Below are 15,367 nucleotides of genomic sequence, written 5' to 3'. Positions count from 1 at the left end.
AATCCTACATAGGTTGTGTGCATAGATTATTGATAGGAAGCTGAGGAGTTTTGAAAAGAAATTCATTTATAATGCAGTCTTGAAAAACTGATTTTTGCATTATAATCTTTGTTTCCATGAACATCCTCGTCAACTATTATTTCCGAATCATATTCGATATTATATGATTTTAATAGTTGATCCATCTTCATTTTCCTTTTCTTTTCAATTTGGAAATCTTGTCGGAACGATATTAAAGGACCAGTGGCGAAAGGAATAATGAGAAAACCAACGCCAATAATAATTAAAGGTACTTTGGAGACAACTCCCTTGTCCCAAGCCATTGAACCTAGAAAATACCCACCTAGCATTATTGTAACTCCAATCATGAAATAGAGAATAAAATGGGCAACGTTCATCCACTTTTTAGATGCAACTCTATAATGCTCAATGTTCACTTCCCTTATACGTCGGATATGATTATCACCAAATTTGATATTCGGACATTTACCCTTAAAATCAGGCCTCATTGAGGTTAAACCACATGTGGTACCAGTTGATAAGTCAAACACCCTATGATCACATAATTCACAATGTTTTGCTAATTCCATTTTTTAGGGGTTTGCCGAAGTCATAATATAATGGTATGTACTCTGAGCAGAGAGTTCAGAGAAAGATTACTCTACTAAAGCATAATCATTGATAAGAAGTTGAGCAGAGAGATATTGGTTACAGCCATCACTCCGTTTCTGCACATGAAGGATTCAATTGAATTTGAGTATGTTACTCCCCCTTAACCTTATACGTCAGCAACCTAGGATTCACTATCAGCTGCACCCAGCCCCAGTTGTTGGTATTGTCTGAAGTCACCCCGCCTTTGAGCACACTCATACTTTCTGTGGCAAAGAGCTGGGAATATCCTCCGGCGATCTTCACATATTGGCCCAAAGAATGGCTGTAATAGAGGTCTAGTTCTGCTCCCAGATTTTTACTGAAATCGTCCGCTAGTTCTGCATTGGCTGAGAAATAATGAAGATCAAGTCCTAGATTTCCTTTTGAAGCCACTGCCAGTTGCACTTTTCCGTAAAAGTCATTCAAACCCACATTGTTGGCATGATTTCCCACGTAGAAATAATCCATAAATCCATTGAATTTGTGGTTGGTTCCATAGAGAGGAAAGAAGGATTTATTTTTATCCTCGCCTGCTTGATCTGTGCCACTCAGGGATTCAAAGCCTGCGATCAGAGTGACTTTACCGGCTTTGTATTTCGCTTCGATCATGTATTGGTATGCCGATAGATCGGTAGCGGCATTGGCCATTCCGCTTTGTAGGTAGGCAGAGCCTGTGATGGTCAGGAAGGAAATCGGAAAGCTATAATAAGTTCCGGTAGTTTGTCTATAATATAAGCCGTCGGTTTGGGGAATGGGATCATTGGTATATTTCTGAAAACCAGTATTCATAAAAAGAAAACTAAAAGTGGCTTGATCCCAGGCTTTAGTCAGGTGGGCCATTTGCATGGTCTTATAGGAAAATCCACCCCTGATGGTATAGTCCGTTCCGAAGTTATACTGTCCCTCTTGGTTAAAAGCAAAAGCCAGGTCCAGATCGAATTTGTTTCTGGAAAATTGGAGCATTGCAGCATCATGGGTTCTTCCCTGCATGGCCCAGTCTGTGGCTCCAAGGATTCGCTGATCATCGTATGAAAGTACCTGCCTACCAAGTTTGATTCCCCAGTTTTCATCGAAAGCATAGCGTATCCAACCTTGGAAAATGGAGAATGAATTATTCCCATCCGTTGCACTCAGTTGCTGAGTATCACCCCAAGTACTTACGTCCTGGGCACTGAAATAAAGGCTCCACTTTTGATCTTTAAATGCGAAATTCAATCTAGAGCGCTGCGTGACAAAGGCTGCAGGCTTAGCTTCATCTGCATAAAGGCTGGAAAATCCATGTCTGTATTCAAATCGCGGACGAATATCTGCATCCAGTGTGAACTCCTGAGCCTTAGCGAGTTTTCCGAGCGTAATTGACAAGAAAAGTAGGGTAACAAGCTTTTTCATATTCCTTCTGTTAAAGTTAAAATCAGGAATAAATATAAGTAAAAATACTTATAAATAAGCTAGATAAATACGTAATAATCTAAGTATTATTTTCTTGGATAGTATTGAAAAACTTGAATAGGATTAGTTTGTAAGTCCCCTGTTTACAGCTTGTTGTTCCTTTTTCCTAGGCTCAGAAAAAGCGGCTAGCACCTTAAGGTTAGGAATGGGGGCTAACTTCTAAAAACTAGTTTTACTAGTCCACTTCTTTCTCAAAGACCCTTTTCACAAAATTCGACTTTGGTGCTTCGCAAAGGGAGCAATGATAATCCTCAGGCAAATCCTCAAAAGTTGTCATGGCCTCAATATGCTGAGATTCATCACCATACTTTGGATCATAGACCGTGAGACAGTCTGTGCACTGATACGCTTCGGTTTTGATGGTCTCTTTTGGGGAAATAGATTTTTTGGATTCTACAGGCTTTTTGCCCAGCTGCTCGAAGTACATTTTACTCAGTTCGATGAGTAATCGCGGGAGTTCTGCCTTGTCCACCTCCTGCACATGCACGATGTATTGCTGGGTGTTTGGGTCAAAATTTTTGGCATACAGCAGGTTATAGGTGTCTCGGATTTTTACGCCGTCCAGACCAACTGGAGGCTGGTTTTTCTCTATAATGATAGATGTAAAATAATATGCCTTTCGAGTGTAATCTGTGATTCCAAAAGTCAGTCCATAGGTACTGATATCCCGCTTGTCAAAGTTTTCCACTAAGTACTCTTTCAGCTTGAGTGCCGCTTTGTTATTTACCGGAAGGTGCCAGTTCAATTCCAACATGGAGTGGCGCACATTGATCCCATAGCGGCCCAGCAGCCTTTCCCATTCGATTTTGGAATTTTCTGGTATTCCTTTGATAATGATGGATTTCCAAGGTGTAATGGAGATTTTTCCGATTTTGCTGTCGGCGCAGAGGTCACAGAGTACTTTCAGAAAATCTATATAGTACTTGTTGTTTCTCCAATATAAGCCCAGCCAATAACGGTCGTCGCCCACGCGATTGATGCCTTCATAGTAGGGAAAAGGGTAAAAGGGAACCTCCAAAGGCTTGTCCACAGTCCTGTTGTTGGAATCCACCGCATCATTGACCAACTCAAATAAGACCTCAGCAGTCTCGGGTTCCTCTTGGAGAATATCCTCAATCGCCGTAGCGACCTTAGCTATGTCCCAGCTGTATATCAGTGCCGGATACATCTGGTTCTCCTCCCAGTCTGGCAGCCGTACGTACAGATACCAATAGTCTTCATGCGCTGAAGCAATGAAATTAAGATGTCCTGTAAAAAGCGGTACCAAGCGTTGCTTGGGATCGGTAATGTTGATTTTTAAGTGGGGTTGCTGCCTGAAATTTTCCAAAATGTAGAGGTAACGATCCCCGGTAAGCCAAGGCGTGTTTGGGAAAATATCTGCAGATGCATAGGAAGAAACTATGTTTTCAGATCCGATTTCCTCTGGGGAGACAAACTGAAATTTCTCCTGAGCGTCGATTTTCAGTGAATCATCATCTTTGATAAAGAGGATATCCTGCCTTGAGCCCAGTGAAATCGTATCCAGCCCGGCACTCTCGCCGAGTTCTAAAATCTGCTTCAATTCGGCAGGAGAAAGCACTCCTCCTTTGACAATTACTCTAGAGAATGTCTGTTTCATACCAGTACTTTTGATTGGTGAAGAATCTCCCTAACCTCCGTTTTGCAGCTGCCACAGCCCAGTCCAGCTCCAGTTTGCTGACAAAGTGCGGTAAAATCTGTGCAGCCGTCTGCAATTGCTTCCTTGATGTTTCCCTCACCTACACGGCTACAGCTACAAACTAATTTCCCAATAACCGGTCGGGTATCCGAGGATCCCATCAGTAAGGATTTACGTTTTTCGGAGAGTTCAATTTTGTTTTCAATCAGGGATTTGAATTCAGCAAATTCATTTTTATCTCCCATCAGCACTGCCCCTACCAACAGATCATCTTTGACAATGCACTTTTTGTAATAGCGTCGACTGATATCGGTAAATATGATTTCCTCGTAACTGTCGTCATTTTCGGGAATGCTGATGTCTCCAATGCTGCACAGTTCCAAATCTTTGAATTTTAGAATATTCATCAATACGGAACCGGAATAGATGCTGCTCACATCTCCTGCAATGTAATTGGCTAATACCATGGCCTGCTCCTCAGCAGCGGAGGTGATCCCAAACAGCTGATTCTCGAATTCTGCGATCTCACCTATGGCGAATATGTTTGGGTAATTGGTCTGCAAATGCTGGTTGACCTTGATGCCTCGTCCACAGATGATGCCGTTGTCCCTTGCGATTTTAATATTTGGTTGGGTACCTATGGCATACACCACCGCATTGGCATAAATGATTTTTCCGCTTTTCAGGGTGATGGAGAGTGATTTGTGTTCCTCATCATCGAAAACAGTGCTCACCTCATTGTCAAAGTACACATGAATTCCCCGCTCCTGCACGTCTAGGGAAAGCAGTTTGCTGGAAACCTCATCCAGCTGTCGCTCCATCAGCCGGGATGCTCGCTGCACGATGGTCACTTTGACTCGATTGTGCTGCAAAGCTGCCGCCAGCTCTAGTCCCAGCAATCCACCTCCGATGATAACCACATGCTGGTTTTCCGGGGGTAAATGGGTAGCGTCTAAGTAATCTTTGAATCGATCCGCATCAATTTTACTTCGCATGGTAAAGCGCCCAGGCAGATCCAGCTGCGCATCTTTTGGGATAAAAGCCCGGCTTCCTGTCGCCAAAATCAACTTATCAAAGGAGTATTCCTGTCCTTTATCGTCAACTACTAATTGAAGTTCGGGATCGATTTTTTCTACAGAAAGCTCCGTGTGTAAGCTGATTTTCAGCTTTTTGAGCTCTTGCTCTTTGATTTTTTGTAGTTGCTCCCAGGTGAGTTCCTCAGTCACATATTCCGGCAATAGTACCCGATTGTAGAATGGATGAGGTTCTTTGGAAAACACATGGATTTCATCTGTTTCGTTATGCTCTCTATAGTTTTGAATGAAACGAAATGCTGCCGCTCCGGCTCCTACCACCACGATTTTTTCCTTCGCTTTTTTATACTTGGAAACGGATACTGTAGTAAACTTGAAATCCGGTTCCTTGGATTGAGGATCTACTACGGTTTTGGTGAGATTGTTTGCACGGTTGAGGTCACTTTGCAGCTGCTTGCCCCAGTGCATTGGGAGAAATACCACGCCTTCGCGGATAGCTTTGGACAGTTTGGCTTTCACCCGTACCATTCCGTTTTTGCTTTTTACTTCCACTACATCACCATCTTTCACCTTATCCAGGTAGGCATCTATGGGATTGATCTCCAAGACAGGACTTGGGTAATGTGTGCGAAGTCGGGAAACTTTCCCGGTCTTGGTCATGGTATGCCACTGGTCGCGCACACGTCCTGTAGTGAGAATCAGTGGGTATTCCTTACTGGTTTGCTCTGAGGTATTGCTGATCTGTGCGGGAATATTGAATACCGCTTTTTGGCTTGGGGTGTAAAATTTTCTATCGGAAAAAAGCCTGGGCGTTCCTGCATGGCGGTATTCCGGTACGGGCCATTGGAAAGTACCCTCGTTTTTCAGTCTATCGTAATTCAGGTATGAAATATCAATGTTTGTCCCCTTGGTCATTGCACAGTACTCCTCGTAGATTTCCTCAGAGTTTGAAAAGTTAAAACCTCTGAAACCCATTCTTTTGGCGAAATCACAGAGGATTTCCACATCTGCTCTGGCCTCACCTGGAGGGTTGATACCTTTATTCAAATAGGAGATTCTCCGTTCGGAATTGGTCATGGTACCCTCCTTTTCCAGCCATCCGGCGGCTGGAAGTACCAGGTCTGCATACGCTACAGTATCGGCTTTGTGCGATATATCCTGAACCACCACGAACTTGGCATTTTTCAAGGCCTTTTCGATTTTTTTGGAATTGGGGAGGCTCACCAGCGGATTGGTGCAGATGATCCAAATGGCCTTCATTTCTCCACTTTCCAGTGCATCAAACATTTCCGTGGCAGAATAGCCGGGCTCCGCAGAAATCTCATGCACTCCCCAGAAGTTAGCCACCTCCTGCCGGTGTATAGGGTTGCTAAGTTCCTTATGGGCCGCCAAAAGACTGGCCATGCCCCCTACTTCACGTCCTCCCATGGCGTTGGGCTGACCTGTCAGAGAAAATGGCCCGTTGCCTGGTTTTCCGATTCTTCCGGTCACCAAAGAAAGGTTTAGCAGAGAGAAATTCTTGTCAGTTCCTACGGCACTTTGGTTCAATCCCATGGCCCACATGCTGATAAAGCCTTTGGATTCTCCGATGATTTCAGCCACTTGTTTGATTTCATCCACAGAGATACCGCAGAGTTTGGAGGCTTCTTTTAGCGATGTGGCCATCACTTGCTTGCGGTATTTCAGGTAGTTTTCGGTGTGTTTTTCAATGAACGCCTTGTCAGCTAGACCGATATCAATAATTCGCTTGCCGATGGCATTGTATAAAATGATGTCTGTTCCCGGGATGATCTGAAGGTGAATATCTGCGAAACTAGCCGAGTCGGTTTTTCTAGGATCTACCACAATGATTTTCACATTTGGGTTTTTCTCCTTATGCTTTTCCAGCCTTCGGAATAGGATAGGATGACACCAGGCAGGATTTGCGCCAGCAATGAGAAAGGCATCTGCCAATTCTATATCCTCGTAGGAAATCGGCACGGAGTCTTCCCCAAAGGTTTTTTTGTATGCTACTACCGCCGAACTCATACAAAGTCGGCTGTTGGTATCAATGTTATTTGTACCCAGAAAGCCTTTTGTCAATTTATTGACTACATAATATTCCTCCGTCAGACATTGCCCTGAAACGTAAAAACCTACACTTTTCGGTCCATGTTTTTGAATCAATGACTTGAAAACCCCCGCCGCTCTATCCAGGGCATCATCCCAACTCACGCGCTCGCGAGGGTGAGATCTGCTCCAGCGCATTTCAGGATGGAGGATTCTATCCGAAGTGTCATTGACTACGTAGTGGAGATTCATGCCTTTGGAACAAAGCATGCCTTGGTTTACGGGGTGATCTTTGTCTCCTTCGACCTGTACTTTTTGCTGGGCGTCTACTCCCGCCACGATGCCGCAGCCGACTCCGCAGTAGGAACAGGTGGTTTTGACTTTTTTATCAGGGATCACAAATTGACAATTACGATGGTAAATAGGTTTAGAACAAAATAGCTCATCCACTTGAAAACCTTCAATGCTGGAAGATCTATTTTGGGAGTATGGCTAAAGTTAATTATCTGCGCGTACTAATTCAGGCTGCAGTTTACTTAATTCTACTTCGGCTACTTTTTCATCGGCTGTGCTGAATCGAATGGCCAAGGCTATCACTCCGGAAACTACAATCATGCCGCCTATGATCAAATACCCCGCAGATACTGCGCTGGCGGCAGCAGCAGACTGAGCGGCGGCAGCAGCTTCAGCACTGAGTGATTCACTGGCAATCAGAGCAGCTTTTTCGGCCACTGCTGATTTGGAACTGAGAAAAAGTGCTGCCAAAAAGGCTCCGAAATTCCCTCCTGCTCCTACTATTCCCGATATGGATCCAATGGCTTTTCTATTCACGAAAGGCACCACGGAAAAGGTGGCTCCTTCTGCCATCTGTACGGATAGGCTAAATGCAATCAGTAAGGCAAAACCAACGAATATTCCTGTGGCTAAAGAGAATAAACTAAGCATTAACCCTTCCACAATTAATATGGCTGCCAAGAACCATACTCTACCTTTGAGACCGCGTAGTTTACCAAACTTGTCGCCAAAGTATCCTCCCAGTGTTCTGGCAAAAATATTCATCAGCGCAAAAGATAGAACTATGTTGCCGGCAGTGAGTCGCTCCAGCTGAAAGGTGTTTTGCAAGTAATCATCCATGGTGCCATACACGGTCAGCTCTATGCCGAAACTAGCGGCATACACGAAAAAAAGGAGCCAAACCCGGTAATCTTTGATTGCGGTAGAGAATCCCACCTTGTCTTTTTTTGTGGTAGGCACTTTTTCTCCCTTTTCCTCTAGTTCTTTGAAGTTTCCTTCAGGGGTGTCTTTGGTGAAGAAGTAGTACACCAGTCCCATGCTGAAGCAAACTACTCCAGCAATGACCATGGCATACCTCCAAGCGTCAGCCTCAGCTACTCCCAGACCAATCACTATGGCGGCAATGATCGGCATTCCCAATCTATTGGCTCCACCGCCTAGATTTCCCCAGCCAGCAGAAGTGGCATTCGCCGTGCCAACTACATTGGAGGCAAACATGAGCGAGGTATGAACTTGGGTGATGACGAAAGAAGCGCCGATAAAGCCTGTCAGCAAACGGCAAATGTAAAACTGCATAGGCGTCTGCACCAGTCCGCTGGCGATCACAGGAATAGAGCCTAGGATCAAAAGCCAGGTGTAACAAAGCCTGGGGCCGTACTTGTCACATAGTTTTCCGATGAGTAATCTGGCGAAAACCGTGCCCGCTACTGCCAATACGGTAGCGTTCCATTTTTGGGATGGCGTGAGTCCGAGGTCCTTGACTACGTCTGGCATGAATGGGACTATGCCAAACCATGCGAAAAAGCAGGTGAAGAATGCAATAGAGGTGATCCAGAAAGTCCGGATCGGAATGCTCTTGAAATCTAAAAGATTTAGTCTAGTTGCTTTGTGGGTAAGTAGTGATTCCATAATACTTATTTTTAGATGTCTAAAAGTAAGTATAAATACGTATTTAATCCAAATAGTACGTAATTTATTTACGTACAAAAATAAAAATCCATCTAGTTTGGCGCAAGATGGATTTTAAGACTACTTATTTTCTCATGGATTCTAGATCATGTTCAGTTCCCTACACTTAGTGGTCAGCTCGGCTAGATTTTTCACATTCATTTTTTTCATGAGATTAAATCGGTGAACCTCAGCAGTTCGCTTACTGATCTCCAATTCCTCTGCGATTTCATTATTCCCCTTTCCTTGCAAAATGAGATCTAAAATCTGCTTTTCCCGGTTGGTCAGGTTTGCTAGCTCTTCCGGCAGCGCCTCAGGCTTACTGCTGGCTTTGGGTTTTCCATTGACAAAGTTGTTGATGATATACGCGGAGACATCACCTGCAAAAAACTTTCCTCCTTCAGAAATCGTGTGCAGGGCCTTTAAAAACTCGCTTTTCGAAGATCCTTTAAGCAAATAACCATCCGCTCCAGCCTGGATGGCCTCCACCACATATTCTTCAGAATCGTGCATGGAAAGAACCAATTTTTTGATTTTGGGGAGGGATTTTGTCAATTCCTTCACGACTTCCAGTCCGTTCATGACCGGCATACGGATGTCTACGATGAGCAGATCCGGTTTTTGCTCGGCCACTACCGCTAAGGCTTCCTTACCGTCAGCGGCTTCATCTATGACCAAAAAATCATCTTCACTTTCCAGCAAGGATTTGATTCCATCGCGAACCAACTCGTGATCATCCGCTAAAACTATTTTAATTGGGTTCATATGTGCTTAGGTAAATACGTAGTAAAGAAACAGAATTTACGTAGAATAATCTAGCAAATCTAGGCTAAAGGTACGTTAAGGGTGACTTTTGTGCCTTCATTGATGGACGAATTGATGAAAAGGCGTCCGTTGATATATTTGACCCGTTCTTTCATAAACGTCAATCCCATTCCTCCTTCCTCGTCGGGTTTGGACTTGAGTTTTGCCTTGTCAAATCCTTTGCCATTGTCATCTACTATGATGCTGAGTAGGTTTTGGCTGTGGGAAATGGTGACGATGATGTGTGTGGATTCGGCATACTTGATGGCATTGTTGATGGCTTCCTGCGTGATGCGGTAGAGGTTGATTTCTACCAGGGAATCCAGACGTTGATTGAAATCTGATTTGTTGAAGAGTACGATTTCTTTTCCGGTAAGCTTGGAAAGCTCCTGGGTCAGTTCGGTGAGAGCCGGGACTATCCCATAATCCTTCAATTCAGGGGGAGTCAGGTTGAAAGTGGCCGTTCGCACACCTTTGATAATATTGGAAGTGAGTTCTTTGAGCTTAATGATTTTGATTTCCGCTTTTTCCGGGTCGCTAGGATCCACACTCTCCAGCAGGTATTTCAATCCTGTCAGCATTTGGCCGATTCCGTCATGAATATCTTTGGCAATCCGATTTTGTTCGTTTTCCTGATTTTCTATAATCTGTCTGGAGACGATTTTTTGCTGCTGCATTTTCTCTTCAAAGCTCTCCTTGGTCAGGCGCTCCACTTCCTCCATGACTTCCTTCCGCTTGGTAATGTCCAGGCAAATTAAGATCAGTTCCTGCTTATCTTCATCGGAATTGAATGGGGTCATGGATACATCCAGCCAGATGTCCTCACCGGTGCGAGAGCTGGTTTTGAGTTCGCCTTCCCAGCCTGCCTTTTTGTTTTCAGCTATAATTCGATCTATGGTGTTCTTTTCATTTTCCTGTGTGGAGAGAACATCGGAGATTTTAGCATTTATGTTGAAATTATGGTACTTATAGAGCCGGCTGAATTTCTCTCCCATGTGCGTGATATAGCCTTCTGGTGTGATTCGGGCGAAAAGCAGCACCTGGTCCATTGCCTGGCTAAGCGCTCTTAGTTCACGTACTGTTTTTTCTTTGGATTGACTGAGTAAATCAGCGTTTTTTGCCATTTGAATGGCTTTTTTCTCAGCATCCATCAGTTCATGGATGCTTTGCTTCATGGCTTTGGCCGAAGGCCAAAAGATGATCAAAAACTCCCCAACTAAGACTAGCATAGTGAAAAGTGTGATCAATAGCTCCAACCTTCTGAGGCTATTTACCTTTTCCTTGGCCTCAAAATCGTACTGGTTTACGATTTCGTCCATTTTCACCAGGAAATTTTTAGCATTGTTTTGCACCGCTGAGACTTCTAAGGCTATGCTCGTAGTGTCCGATGAGTTTTCGGATTTTAGAAGCAGGAAATTCTGCGCGGCCTGAACGGCATTTTCGAAATGGGGATTGATCTCGGAAAACATTTCCTCGACTACCGGGCTGTTTTCAGCAGTAAATCCAAAGTTCTCGTCTCCGGCCTGAAGTGCTTGATTGGCACTCTCCCAAAGGGTCAGCGTGTTTTGGATGGTATCTGAGAGGCTGATGATTTCGGCTTGGCGGGTAGCTTCGGCGAGTTGCAAAACTTCTTTGCTGAGTTTTTGGCTGAGCATGCGCTGTCTGCCGGCTACATTTACTAACCGGCTATCGTTTTCCTGATCATTGAGATACTTTCGGATGATGAGTTGGCTTGCGATCAAGGAGATGGCAATAGCTCCCAAGGCGATAAGATAGAGTCGGCGTAGTCGATTAAAAGTTTCTTGATCCAGCGATCGCGGTGTACCGGTCATTTTGTTAGGTAATGGCTTCTTTGACTAATTGTAAACTTGTAGGTGAAAGGGGCAATTGCAGTGCGGCTCGGTGTCCTTTTTCCGACATTTTCGCCCAGGTCTTCTGTAGGATGTCAATGACTTTTTCGTTTTCATGCTTTTCTGCAAACTCCTCGAAGTAGTACTCCAAAAATACCAGGCAGATGACGTCTTCCATGGTTTGGGTATCCGGATCAGTTTTTAGTTGTTTTTTTCGGATCAGGAATTTAGTCCGCTCGATGGTCTCCTCATCATAGCCTGATTTTTCCAGAATTTCTGCAGCCAGATCAGCGTGCATTTTCTTGAGCTCCTCTCTCCATCTCAGGTATCCTACCCTATCCATGGGGTATTCCGATCTGGGAATTTTCCACCTTGCGATGTGCTGGGCACGCACGGCAAGTTTCATGGCTTCGGAGGAATCAGGCTCAAAATCAGCCAGTTTGTCCGTCATTCGGATGGAGTAGAGGAGTTCTTTGGAGATTTCTTTGCCGTCAAGGGTTTCTTTGGTAGGATCTTCGGCATTGACCTCATCGATCAATGCGATTGCTTTCTGAAATTGGTTCATGTGTCAAATTGGATTAATCTGCGAATCCAATATATACATTTCCCTCCTGAATCCTGACCGGATAGGTGGCTATGCTGTAGGCTTCACCGTTCAGATTGCTACCGTCTTCTAGTGAGAAGGTCTTCTTGTGAAGGGGACAGGCTACTTTTGGGATGCCCTGAGAATCTCCTGTCATTCCTCGTGATAGGACCATTTCCATCTTGTGCGGACAGAGGTTTTGGCAGGCATACCAAGAATCTGTTCTGCTGAAATAGTACACAGCAATCTGCTTGGAGTTATACTTCACACAGGCACCGGCATTTTCCGGAAAGTCGCTTGTATGCCCTACTCTCACCCAGTTGATGGCCTGTTGTTCTGCGACTGTTTGATATTGTTTTAATAATTCTTCCATGAACTTATTCTTATAGGATTACCAAGGTCTAGGCATTTTTTGTTCTCTCATTGGCACGAATACCAAGCTATCGTCCGTCTCATCAGAATTCACAAATGGCTTGAACCGCTTCATCATCTGAGGATCTTCTATGGCTTCTTTCCACTCGCAGGCATAGCGCTGCACCAATTCTTCCATTTCAGCTTCCAGTTCCTCGCCGATTCCCAGGCTGTCTTCCACGATTACCTTCTTCAGGTAGTCTATTCCTCCTTCCAATTTGTCCAGCCAAGGGGCTGTTCTTTGCAGGGGCGCGGCTGTTCGTATGTAGTACACCAGGAATCTATCGAGGTACTTGATGCAGGTTTCGTCGTCTAGCTTTTCTGCCAAAAGAACAGCGTGTTTTGGCGTGGCTCCGCCATTGCCACATACAAACAGGTTCCATCCGCCTTCTACCGCGATCACGCCAAAGTCCTTTCCTCTAGCCTCTGCGCATTCACGTATACATCCGGATACACCGCCTTTGAGCTTGTGGGGAGAGCGAAGTCCTTTATATCGCTCCTCAATTCGGATCGCAAAACTCACGCTGTCATGCAAGCCATAACGACACCATGTCGATCCCACACAGCTTTTTACGGTTCTAAGTGATTTGCCATAGGCGTGCCCACTTTCGAAACCCGCGTCAATCAGCTCTTTCCAAATCATGGGAAGCTCATGAAGCTGCGCTCCAAAAAGGTCTATTCGCTGGCCCCCGGTGATTTTGGTATAGAGATCGTATTTCTTTGCCACTTGTCCCAGCACCATCAATTTCTCAGGAGTAATCTCTCCTCCCGGAACTCTAGGCACGACGGAATAAGAGCCGTTTCTCTGAATATTTGCCAGAAATCTATCGTTTGAATCCTGGATAGGAGCCTGACGATTAGCGGTTTCCATGTAAATACTGGCAAATATCGAAGCTAAAACCGGCTTGCAGGTTTCACAGCCGTGTCCTTTCCCATGTTTGTCCAGCGCTTCATCGAAATCCATAATGCTGTGCAGCTTTACCAGATCGTACAATTCCTGCCGGCTGTACTCGAAGTGCTCGCAGATGGTTTCTTTGACTTCTTGTCCCATGGACTTCAGTGTGGCATTCACCAGGTCCGTCACCATAGGTTTACAGCCACCGCAGGAACTGGAAGCTTTGGTGCTTTTCACTACATCTGTGAAAGAACAGCAGGCTCCACTGCTGATGGAATCGCAAATTGCGCCTTTGGAGACCGCCTCACAGGAACAAATCTGAGCCGTGTCCGGAAGATCCAACACAGATCCCAGCGCGCTTTTGCTTTCTCCACCTCTAGAGCCTAAGATCAAATCTTCAGGATTCTCAGGAAGCTTCATCGCATTGATGTACAGCTGGAAAAGGGTATTGTAATCTGAAGAATCACCCACCATGATCCCACCAAGAAGCTTGGATCCATCCTTGGCGATATTGATTCTTTTATAGACTCCGCGTTGCTTATTTTCATAAACTATCGCGGTGACGTTTTCATTTTCTATAAATGGATCGCCAAAAGAAGCTACTTCTGTACCGACGAGTTTCAGTTGGGTGGACATGTCTATAGTAGGACTCATCAGCTTTTCCCCGCCGGTGATTTGTTCTACAGCGACTCCCGCCATTTCATAACCTGGCGCGACTAGTCCGTAGATTCCATTGTTATAAAGTGCCACTTCTCCGATAGCGTAGATCGCCGGGTCGGAGGTTTCCATTTTGTTATTTACATAAACTCCACCGCGCTCACCGGTTTTCAAGCCACTTTTCACTGCCAATTCATCCCTAGGTCGAATGCCTGCGGAGATGATCAGCATATCGGTTTTTAGCGTGGTTTCGTCAGTAAAATCGATTTGCTCAATACCGTCCTCGCCTACGATTTCTTGGGAATTTTTGCCTAGATGCACCTTGATGCCGAGGCTTTCAATCTTGTTTTGCAGCATGTCGCTCGCTGCCTGGTTCAATTGTCTGGGCATGAGACGCGGGGCAAATTCGATGACGTCTGTTTGCATGCCCAGTTCTTTTGCTGCATTTGCTGCTTCCAGTCCTAGCAGTCCGCCTCCAAGAACCGAAGCTTTGAATTTGCCTTCATTCTTTAATTTTTGGGCGTAGTCCTTGATGGCATCCAGGTCTTCTATGGTTCTGTAGATAAATACGCCCGGTTTGTCCACTCCTTTGATGGTTGGGACAAAGCAGGAAGAGCCTGTGGCTAAAATCAGATAGTCATACTCGAAATACTCATGCTTATGGGTAAGCACGCGTTTGGATTTGGTTTCGATGTCAGTGATCATTTCCCCGGTTCTTAGGGTAATCTGATTTTCATCGTACCAGTTTCTCGATGCCAGTAGCAGTTTGTCTGCTGAGTCTAGCGTGAAATATTCGCTTAGGTGGACACGATCGTAAGCGGGCCTGGATTCTTCACCGAAAACAGTGATCTGAAATTGATCTCTAAGTGGGTGGGCGGCGAGTTTTTCGCAGAACTTATACCCTACCATTCCATTTCCTATGACAATAACTTTCTGCATGGCTACGTAATTTAGAGCTCAAATATAAGTATAAATACGTAATTAGAAAGAGTTTCTTGAATAATTACTTAATTTAAATAAGTAATTTTAAATAGCTATTAAAGTGAAAAAGTGCTATTGATGTGGTTTTAAGGTCTATTTTTATATTGGAATCAGCTTCATACGTATTTTTTCATACTAAGTGTCTGGCGTACGTAAGTGGTTTGGTTTTTAAGTAAAATGTGGAATTTGCCTGAAAACAGTGGATGTTCCTGAGTAGCAGAGGGGAGACTTTTGACTCTAGGGCTTCTGGAGAAAAAGGATAATCCAGAAATGTGGCCTTTGTGTTATCCGCCATGTGCTTAGTGATTAAAATTACGGAATTTTTGAGGGCTGTACTTAAAGGCACAGCTTCCACTTCTCAATTCATTATAGCTACCCATAGTT

General features: G+C 44.6%; 11 protein-coding genes. All 11 read right to left on the bottom strand.

The annotated features are described in order from the left end of the window. Positions 1–62: 62 nt before the first annotated feature. Complete coding sequence (locus PBT90_RS18400; protein ID WP_264807961.1) at positions 63–590, bottom strand: hypothetical protein; 528 nt, start codon at positions 588–590, stop codon at positions 63–65. Positions 591–762: 172 nt separating this feature from the next. Then, positions 763–2,040 carry an alginate export family protein gene (locus PBT90_RS18395; RefSeq protein WP_270130564.1) on the bottom strand — a complete coding sequence of 426 codons (1,278 nt, stop codon included), beginning with the start codon at positions 2,038–2,040 and terminating at the stop codon, positions 763–765. A gap of 235 nt (positions 2,041–2,275) precedes the next feature. Next, positions 2,276–3,718 carry a rubredoxin gene (locus PBT90_RS18390; protein ID WP_270130562.1) on the bottom strand — a complete coding sequence of 481 codons (1,443 nt, stop codon included), beginning with the start codon at positions 3,716–3,718 and terminating at the stop codon, positions 2,276–2,278. Next, positions 3,715–7,236 (bottom strand): molybdopterin-dependent oxidoreductase, encoded by a 3,522-nt coding sequence (locus PBT90_RS18385; protein ID WP_396127671.1) that lies wholly within the window; start codon positions 7,234–7,236, stop codon positions 3,715–3,717. The genes PBT90_RS18390 and PBT90_RS18385 overlap by 4 nt, the downstream gene beginning before the upstream one ends. Positions 7,237–7,338: 102 nt before the next feature. Beyond that, positions 7,339–8,763, bottom strand: a complete 1,425-nt coding sequence (locus PBT90_RS18380; protein ID WP_264807957.1) for an MFS transporter — start codon at positions 8,761–8,763, stop codon at positions 7,339–7,341. A gap of 141 nt (positions 8,764–8,904) precedes the next feature. Next, complete coding sequence (locus PBT90_RS18375; protein ID WP_270130557.1) at positions 8,905–9,567, bottom strand: response regulator; 663 nt, start codon at positions 9,565–9,567, stop codon at positions 8,905–8,907. Positions 9,568–9,626: 59 nt separating this feature from the next. Continuing rightward, positions 9,627–11,438 carry an ATP-binding protein gene (locus PBT90_RS18370; protein WP_270130555.1) on the bottom strand — a complete coding sequence of 604 codons (1,812 nt, stop codon included), beginning with the start codon at positions 11,436–11,438 and terminating at the stop codon, positions 9,627–9,629. 4 nt (positions 11,439–11,442) lie between these two features. After that, positions 11,443–12,021 (bottom strand): DUF4202 domain-containing protein, encoded by a 579-nt coding sequence (locus tag PBT90_RS18365; RefSeq protein ID WP_264807954.1) that lies wholly within the window; start codon positions 12,019–12,021, stop codon positions 11,443–11,445. A gap of 13 nt (positions 12,022–12,034) precedes the next feature. Then, entirely contained in the window at positions 12,035–12,412 is a 378-nt protein-coding gene (gene nirD / locus PBT90_RS18360; RefSeq protein WP_264807953.1) for a nitrite reductase small subunit NirD, read from the bottom strand. A gap of 18 nt (positions 12,413–12,430) precedes the next feature. Continuing rightward, positions 12,431–14,941 carry a nitrite reductase large subunit NirB gene (gene nirB / locus PBT90_RS18355; protein ID WP_270130552.1) on the bottom strand — a complete coding sequence of 837 codons (2,511 nt, stop codon included), beginning with the start codon at positions 14,939–14,941 and terminating at the stop codon, positions 12,431–12,433. Between the two features lie 172 nt (positions 14,942–15,113). Continuing rightward, positions 15,114–15,278 (bottom strand): hypothetical protein, encoded by a 165-nt coding sequence (locus PBT90_RS18350; protein ID WP_264807951.1) that lies wholly within the window; start codon positions 15,276–15,278, stop codon positions 15,114–15,116. Between the last annotated feature and the right edge of the window lie 89 nt (positions 15,279–15,367).

Source organism: Algoriphagus sp. TR-M9, from assembly GCF_027594545.1.
Lineage (GTDB): Bacteria > Bacteroidota > Bacteroidia > Cytophagales > Cyclobacteriaceae > Algoriphagus > Algoriphagus halophytocola.
The sequence above is the reverse complement of the archived record's forward strand: the minus strand, read 5'-3'. Positions and strand labels throughout refer to the sequence as shown.

Excerpts from the sequence above, each read along its gene's own strand:
- PBT90_RS18370 (WP_270130555.1), bottom strand. The coding sequence starts at position 11,438 with ATGACCGGTACACCGCGATCGCTGGATCAAGAAACTTTTAATCGACTA.
- nirB (WP_270130552.1), bottom strand. The coding sequence starts at position 14,941 with ATGCAGAAAGTTATTGTCATAGGAAATGGAATGGTAGGGTATAAGTTC.
- PBT90_RS18395 (WP_270130564.1), bottom strand. The coding sequence starts at position 2,040 with ATGAAAAAGCTTGTTACCCTACTTTTCTTGTCAATTACGCTCGGAAAA.
- PBT90_RS18365 (WP_264807954.1), bottom strand. The coding sequence starts at position 12,021 with ATGAACCAATTTCAGAAAGCAATCGCATTGATCGATGAGGTCAATGCC.
- PBT90_RS18375 (WP_270130557.1), bottom strand. The coding sequence starts at position 9,567 with ATGAACCCAATTAAAATAGTTTTAGCGGATGATCACGAGTTGGTTCGC.
- nirD (WP_264807953.1), bottom strand. The coding sequence starts at position 12,412 with ATGGAAGAATTATTAAAACAATATCAAACAGTCGCAGAACAACAGGCC.
- PBT90_RS18350 (WP_264807951.1), bottom strand. The coding sequence starts at position 15,278 with ATGGCGGATAACACAAAGGCCACATTTCTGGATTATCCTTTTTCTCCA.
- PBT90_RS18390 (WP_270130562.1), bottom strand. The coding sequence starts at position 3,718 with ATGAAACAGACATTCTCTAGAGTAATTGTCAAAGGAGGAGTGCTTTCT.
- PBT90_RS18400 (WP_264807961.1), bottom strand. The coding sequence starts at position 590 with ATGGAATTAGCAAAACATTGTGAATTATGTGATCATAGGGTGTTTGAC.
- PBT90_RS18380 (WP_264807957.1), bottom strand. The coding sequence starts at position 8,763 with ATGGAATCACTACTTACCCACAAAGCAACTAGACTAAATCTTTTAGAT.